This window comes from Enterobacter sp. UNJFSC 003 (assembly GCF_036903355.1).
In the GTDB taxonomy this organism is placed as follows: domain Bacteria; phylum Pseudomonadota; class Gammaproteobacteria; order Enterobacterales; family Enterobacteriaceae; genus Enterobacter.
The window spans coordinates 1-252 of record NZ_JBAKHK010000270.1 but is presented as its reverse complement, the minus strand read 5'-3'; the positions used below and the strand labels follow the sequence as shown (position 1 = coordinate 252).

The window sequence follows — 252 nt, the reverse complement described above, 5'->3', positions numbered from 1 at the left end:
CAGCAATACTGTGAACTCAACGATATTCCCTTCACATCACTTCGCGAATGGCCGCAGGATGTCGCAAAAGCTGAACGCCGGGCAAATGAACCGACCGTTCTTCCCGTTCATATTGCGCCACCACTGCATGCTGATGTACCACAGCCCGTCACGAATGAGCCAGTCACGCTCTTCCTTCCCGGCGGAGTACGGATGTGCTGTCAGCCGTCACAACTTACCGATGTCTTCAGGGCGCTCAAATATGCTCAGTCC

General features: G+C 54.4%; 1 protein-coding gene. It reads left to right on the top strand.

What is annotated here, in order from left to right:
* Positions 1-252, top strand: a 252-nt coding sequence (locus tag V5P19_RS24110) for a hypothetical protein (RefSeq protein WP_089567739.1), incomplete at both ends; no start/stop codon positions are given.